Raw genomic sequence first — 6,410 nt, forward strand, 5'->3', positions numbered from 1 at the left:
GGCCGAGGATGACGCCTGAAATCAGCGCTGACGTGACAACGACGAAGCCGATGGCGAGCGAGAAGCGCGAGCCGTAGATCAGGCGCGACAGCATATCGCGGCCGACGGCGTCGGTGCCGAGCAGGAACTGCGCATTGCCGCCCTCCTGCCAGGCCGGCGGCGTCAGGAAGAAGTCGCGGAACTGATCGTCCGGCGAATGCGGCGCCAGCAGCGGCGCGAAAATGGCGATCAGGATCAGCAGCGCGAAGACGAAGAGCCCGATCACCGCGCCCTTGTTGACGGAGAAGTAATGCCAGAACTCGCCGAACATCTGCAACCTGGCGTCCTGCGGCTTGACGACGGTCGCGGCTTCGATGGTGGCGGGGCCTTCATTGCTCATGTCAGTTGGCCCGGATGCGTGGGTTGATGACGGCGTAGAGCACGTCGACGATGAGGTTCACCGACATGACGATCAGCGCGATCAAAAGCAACCCGCCCTGCACGGTGAAATAGTCGCGCTTGGAAATGGCGTCGATCATCCATTTGCCGATGCCGGGCCAGGAGAAGATGCTCTCGGTCAGGATGGCGCCGGTGAGCAGCGTGCCGACCTGCAGGCCGATGGTGGTGACGACCGGGATCAGCGCGTTGCGGAAGGCGTGCAGGCCGATGACCCTACGCGGCGCCAGGCCCTTGGCGCGCGCGGTGCGGACATAGTCCTCACCCAGCACCTCGAGCATCGCCGAGCGCGTCTGCCTCGCGATGACGGCGAGCGGAATGGTGCCGAGCACGATGGTCGGCAAGATCAGGTGCGACAGCGCCGAACGGAAGGCGCCCTTCTGGCCCGAGATCAGGGAATCGATGGTCATGAAGCCGGTCACCGGCTTGAAGAAGTAGAGGAGGTCGATGCGGCCTGAAACCGGCGTCCAGTGCAGCATGCCGGAGAACACGATGATCAGCAGCAGACCCCACCAGAAGATCGGCATGGAATAGCCGGCCAGCGCCGTGCCCATGGTCAGTTGGTCGAACCAGGAGCCGCGGCGGATGGCAGCGAAAATGCCGGCGGCCACACCCAGGATGACGGCAAAGATCATGGCGAAGATGGCGAGCTCGACCGTTGCCGGAAAGCGGACAAGGAAGTCCTTGAGCACCGGTGTCTTGGTGGAAAACGAGGTGCCGAAATCACCGCCGAGGATGTTCGTCAGATAGGTCAGATATTGTTGCCAGATCGGCAGGTCGAAACCGAACTGGTGCATGAGCGCCGTGTGGCGTTCGGGCGACAGGCCGCGTTCGCCCGCAAGCACCAGCACCGGATCACCGGGCAGGATGCGCACGAAGCCAAAGGCGAGGATGGTTATCCCGATGAAGGTCGGGATGATGAGGGCGAGCTTGCCGAGGATATAACGCAGCATGGCGGGCGAGTGGGGGCGTCACCACATGGTGGCGCCCCCGTTTCGCAACCTTATTCGGCGATATCGACGCCGTCGAAGCGGTGGATACCGAGCGGATCCATCGCAAAGCCGGTGACGGTCTTCTGCATCGGCATGAACACCTTGGAGTGAGCGAGCGTCGCCCAGGGTGCCTGTTCCTTGAAGATGACCTGTGCCTGTTCATAGAGCTTGGTGCGCTCGGCCTGATCCGAAACGGTCTTGGCCTTGTTGATGAGCGCATCGAAGTCCTTGTTGCACCATTCCGCGCGGTTGTTCGAACCGACGGAAGCGCAGCTCAGGAGCACGCCGAGGAAGTTGTCCGGATCGCCATTGTCGCCGGTCCAGCCGACGATGACGGCGCCGTCGTGATCGACCGCGGAAGCGCGCTTGAGGTATTCACCCCAATCGTAGCTGACGATCTCGACGGTGACGCCGACCTTGGCGAAGTCCGCCTGGATCAATTCGGCGGTGCGGCGCGCGTTCGGCATGTAGGGGCGCGACACCGGCATGGCCCAGACGTTCATCTTGAGGTCCTTGACGCCGGCCTCTTCAAGCAGCTTCTTGGCTGCATCCGGATCGTACGGATCGTCCTTCACTTCCTTGTTGTAGGACCACATGGTCGGCGGGATCGGGTTGACCGCCACCTGGCCGGCACCCTGGAAGACCGCGTCGATGATGGCCTTCTTGTTGATGGCCATGTTGAGCGCCTTGCGCACGCGCACGTCGTCGAACGGCTTCTGCTGGGTGTTGTACATCAGCGCGCCGACATTGAGGCCTTCCTGCTCCTCGACCTTCAGGTTCGCATCGGCCTGCAGGCCGGCGATGTCGGCCGGTGCCGGGTACGACATGATGTTGCATTCGCCGGCCTTGAGCTTCTGTGCGCGCACGGCCGGATCGGTGGTGATGGCGAAGACCAGATCGTCGATCTTCTGCTTGCCGCCCCAATAGTCCGGGTTGGCCTTGTAGCGGATGGCGGCGTCGGTCTGGTAGTCGACGAAGATGAACGGGCCGGTGCCGATCGGCTTCTGGTTGAACAGCTCAGGCGTCTTGTCGGCCTGCAGCTTGTCGGCATATTCCTTGGAGACGACGGAGGCAAAATCCATGCCCAGCGTCGGAATGAAGGTGATCGCCGGCTCCTTGAGGGTGAACTTCACCGTCAGGTCATCGACCTTCTCGACCTTGGTGATGTTGTCGCCGAACTGGTCATTGTAATACTGGTAGGCAATGCCCGGAATGTACTGGAACCAGGGACCGTTCTTGTCGACCTGACGTTCGAACGAGAACACCACGTCGTCGGCGTTGAAGTCGCGCGTCGGGGTGAAATAGTCGGTGGCGGCGAACTTGACGCCCTTGCGCAGCTTGAAGACATATTCCTTGCCATCGTCGGAGATCGTCCAGCTTTCGGCCAGGCCCGGCGAGGTCGTCGTCTTGCCGTGATCGAATTCGACGAGGCGGTTGAAGACGGTGCGCGAGGACGCGTCGAACGTCTGGCCTGCGGTATACGGCGCCGGATCGAAACCTTCCGGCGAAGCTTCCGCGCAGTAGACCAGAGTTTTCGCATTGGCCATGCCGCCCAGGACGCTTGCAGCCAGCAACGCGGCTGCAAAAGTCAGCTTCTTATTCATTGAGCACTCCCTGATGTTCTTCCAAGCCCCTCTATCAGGCTCGCGAAGCGCGCATATAAGCACCGTTTTTCCGGCTTTGGAACACCCCGTTTGCTTACCCCGCGGGAAGCAGGAAAAAAATCCGCAACTTTGCCAAATTGCAGAAAAAATTAGCCGTTTCTTCCGTTCACGAGATTATTAACAGCCGAATTTTTTTATTGATCGCCAGGCTGACGATATAAATGTTCCCGGCGCTTCCGAGCGGCCGTGGGATGCGTCAGGACACCGCCTGGAGCGCTGGCGGCGGCAAAGACTTTCGACGGCAAATCTTTCGCCGCGTTGCCGCAAGGGCAAGACTTGCACGCTCACCAAGGGAGGCAATACATAGGGTGTAGCGGCCGCAGCGGAGGACGCCCTTGCCAATTCAGGGGCGAGTGCGGCACGGATGAACAAGACTTGTCCAGGGAGGAACGGTTGGCAAAAGCATCAAGGACGACGGCGCCGGTGAAAGCGGGAGCCAAGGCGCCGTCGAAAGCAGCCGGTACTGCCAAGCCGAAAGCACCCGTTGCCAAAGCCGCCAAGCCGAAGGCGGCCGCGGCACCTGTAAGGGCAAGCACAAAGCCGGCGGTGAAAGCCCCGGCCAAGGCTGCGGCCGGAAAGACGGCGCCGGGGCGTAAAGCGGGTGCGGCAAAGCCCGCTGCCAGGCCGGCCTCGAAGGCCGCGGCAGCGGTGAAGGCCCCACCGGCGGCAAAGCCGGCCGACGCCACCGCCAACCGATTGCCGAAAGCGCTGACGGCGCTGGCCGCCGGCTTGCCGGAAAAGCCGTGGCTCAAGAGCTATCCGAAAAACGTGCAGGCGGAGATCGGCGCCCTGCCCTACAGCTCGATCGGCGATTTCCTCGTCGCCGCCTGCAAGCAGTTTTCCGCGCAGCCGGCCTTCACCTGCATGGACAAGTCCATCAGCTACACCGATGTCGAGCGGCTGTCGGCGGCCTTCGGCGCCTACCTGCAATCGAAGGGCCTGCAGAAAGGCGCGCGCGTCGCGCTGATGATGCCCAACGTGCTGCAATATCCGGTGGCGATGATGGCGATCTTGCGAGCGGGTTATGTGGTGGTGAACATCAATCCGCTCTACACGCCGCGCGAGCTCGAACACCAGCTGAAGGATTCCGGGGCGCAAGCCATCGTCATCCTGGAGAACTTCGCCAACACCTTGCAGGCGGTGATCGCCAGGACCGCGGTCAAGCATGTGGTGGTCGCCGCGATGGGCGACATGCTTGGCGGGCTGAAGGGCACAATCGTCAATTTCGTCGTGCGCCGCGTGAAGAAGATGGTGCCGGCATGGTCGCTGCCCGGCCATGTCAAGTTCAATGCCGCCATGAAGGCCGGCGCCGGTATGGGCTTCAGGCCGGCCAAGGTGGCAGCCGACGATGTCGCCTTCCTGCAATATACGGGCGGCACCACGGGCGTCTCGAAGGGCGCCACGCTGCTGCACAGCAACGTGCTCGCCAACGTCGCGCAGAACGCGCAGTGGATGGAGGACGCCTACACGATCAAGCCGAAACCCGCGCATCCCAACTTCATCTGCGCGCTGCCGCTCTATCATATCTTCGCGCTGACGGTGAACGCGCTGATGGGCATGCAGCAGGGCGCCCGCAATGTGCTCATTCCCAATCCGCGCGACATCCCAGGCTTCGTCAAGGAATTGCAGAAATATCCGGTGCACATCTTTCCCGGCCTCAACACGCTGTTCAACGCGCTGCTCAACAATGAGGATTTCCGCAAGCTCGACTTCAAGCCGCTGGTGCTGACGCTGGGCGGCGGCATGGCGGTGCAGAAGGGCGTCGCCGAACGCTGGAAGGCGCTGACCGGATGTTCGGTCACCGAAGGCTACGGCCTCTCGGAAACCTCGCCGGTGGCCACCGCCAACAAGTTCACCGCCGGCGACTTCACCGGCACCATCGGCTTGCCGCTGCCCTCGACGGAGATCGCCATCCGCGACGAAGACGGCAACAATTTGCCGCTCGGCGAGGTCGGCGAAGTCTGCATCCGGGGGCCGCAAGTGATGGCGGGCTACTGGAACCGGCCGGATGAGACCGCCAAGGTGATGACCAAGGACGGCTACTTCAAATCCGGCGACATGGGCTTCATGGACGAGCGCGGCTACACCAAGATCGTCGACCGCAAGAAGGACATGATCCTGGTCTCGGGCTTCAACGTCTATCCCAACGAGCTCGAGGAAGTCGTGGCGATGCATCCGGGCGTGCTCGAAGTGGCGGCGATCGGCGTGCCGGACGAGCATTCGGGCGAGGTGCCGAAACTGTTCGTGGTCAGGAAGGATCCGGCGCTGACCGCCGAGGCACTGACCGCCTTTTGCCGCGAGAACCTGACCGGCTACAAGCGGCCCAGATACATCGAATTCCGCACCGAACTGCCGAAGACGCCGGTCGGCAAGATCCTGCGGCGAGCGCTGCGCGAATGATTGCAGCCGGCGGCGCGGATGCCGTAGATGCACCTTGCCGTCCTGACCCGGCAGAGTTCATCAGGACGAACATGCGCCTCGCCCCGGTGCCGTCGGTGCCTGAGATCCAGCTTTTTACACCGCACCCGGCCAGTGGCCTGAGACGGCTTACCGATACGCACCAAAGCGCTGACGACGATGACGACACGATCGAGGCGGACAACAATGGACCTGAGCCGCAGCCGCCTTACTGGGCTTACGTGTGGGCCGGCGGCGCGGTGCTTGCGCGCCATATACTGGATCATCCGCAAACGGTAGCCGGTCGCCGCGTGCTCGACCTTGGTGCCGGCTCCGGCCTTGTCGGCATCGCCGCAGCCAAGGCCGGTTCGCGCGAAGTGATCGCCGCCGAGATCGACCGTAACGGCGTTGCCGCGATCGGCCTCAATGCCGCGGCCAACGGCGTCGAGATCGCCATTGTCGACAAGGACATTACCACGGGTCCCCCGCCGGCGGTCGAGCTCGTGCTTGCCGGCGACGTGTTCTACGGCCCTGAGGTTGCTCTGCGGGTTATCCCGTTCCTCGACCGCTGCCTGGCGGCCGGCATCGAGGTGCTGGTCGGAGATCCCCGCCGCAACGACCTGCCGCTGTCCCGGCTGCGATTGCTCGCCGAATACAAGGTGCCGGATTTCGGCGACGCGAAGGGGGCTGCGACGAGGCTTAGCGGCGTCTTTTCGTTTGAGGAGGGAGCGCGCTGACGCCACAGAGCAAGCCTAAATTCTACTCATTGTGGACAAACATCGAGGGCAGAAAATAGATTCGACTAGCCGTTGGTCGGAGAAGTCGAGTGGCGTGGATTAAAGTTGTTCAACGTATCGGTTTCACAGTTTGCCCAAAATGCGAAAATCGGGGCTTCGATCTTCAGCCAGGCGAAGACATCGAC

General features: G+C 62.5%; 4 protein-coding genes and 1 pseudogene. 2 read left to right on the forward strand and 3 right to left on the reverse strand.

Annotated elements, in window-relative coordinates; translation table 11 throughout:
• The 3 genes and pseudogenes from EN969_RS12360 to EN969_RS12370 form a co-directional block, all read right to left on the reverse strand.
• Positions 1–310: pseudogene (locus tag EN969_RS12360) on the reverse strand (dipeptide ABC transporter permease DppC); the annotation flags it as partial.
• Between the two features lie 70 nt (positions 311–380).
• A complete protein-coding gene (locus EN969_RS12365; RefSeq protein WP_063169936.1) occupies positions 381–1,388 on the reverse strand; it encodes an ABC transporter permease subunit in 1,008 nt (335 codons plus the stop codon).
• A 50-nt stretch (positions 1,389–1,438) separates the two neighbouring features.
• Positions 1,439–3,031: an ABC transporter substrate-binding protein gene (locus tag EN969_RS12370; RefSeq protein WP_013527993.1), complete on the reverse strand. Its 1,593-nt coding sequence runs from the start codon at positions 3,029–3,031 to the stop codon at positions 1,439–1,441.
• A 453-nt stretch (positions 3,032–3,484) separates the two neighbouring features.
• Between EN969_RS12370 and EN969_RS12375 the strand changes: the two genes are divergently transcribed.
• Together EN969_RS12375 and EN969_RS12380 are read left to right on the forward strand one after the other, a co-directional pair.
• Positions 3,485–5,491, forward strand: coding sequence for a long-chain fatty acid--CoA ligase (locus tag EN969_RS12375; RefSeq protein WP_063169935.1), 2,007 nt, complete (start codon positions 3,485–3,487; stop codon positions 5,489–5,491).
• On the forward strand, positions 5,488–6,225 hold the full coding sequence (locus EN969_RS12380; RefSeq protein WP_027161817.1) for a methyltransferase: 738 nt from the start codon (positions 5,488–5,490) through the stop codon (positions 6,223–6,225). Before EN969_RS12375 ends, EN969_RS12380 begins: the two co-directional genes overlap by 4 nt.
• Positions 6,226–6,410 lie beyond the last annotated feature (185 nt).

Source organism: Mesorhizobium sp. M7A.F.Ca.CA.003.01.2.1 (assembly GCF_003998945.1).
Classification (GTDB): domain Bacteria; phylum Pseudomonadota; class Alphaproteobacteria; order Rhizobiales; family Rhizobiaceae; genus Mesorhizobium; species Mesorhizobium ciceri.